The organism is Vibrio sp. 10N.261.51.A3 (genome assembly GCF_041471965.1).
GTDB classification, from domain to species: Bacteria; Pseudomonadota; Gammaproteobacteria; order Enterobacterales; family Vibrionaceae; genus Vibrio; species Vibrio crassostreae_C.
The window spans coordinates 1-289 of sequence record NZ_JBFRPK010000178.1; the positions used below are offsets into that span (position 1 = coordinate 1).

At 36.3% G+C, this 289-nt stretch carries 1 pseudogene; it reads left to right on the top strand.

Features of this window, described 5'->3' with window-relative positions:
- Positions 1–162 precede the first annotated feature (162 nt).
- Positions 163–289, top strand: a pseudogene (locus tag AB4371_RS22615) (sulfite exporter TauE/SafE family protein); the annotation flags it as partial.

A 289-nucleotide genomic window follows, 5' to 3' on the forward strand; every position in this document is an offset into this window, starting at 1 on the left:
GGCTTCGTAATCTTGCCCTGTATTACTTCACATTCAACATGAGGAATATTCATTATCTATTCTGTTTGAATATTTTAGTCGGTGTCAGTTATATTAATTAGCTTGATGGAAATATAACCGCATTAATAGTGTGTTATTTAAGACGATTAATTTAATTAAGAGATGGATGAAATGAGTGAATTGCTGTTGTTGATTTTCTACTGTGCGTTACTGGGCAGTGGTGTTGGGTTTCTAGCCGGTTTGTTAGGTATTGGCGGAGGGCTGATCATTGATCCGCACCATAAGTTTT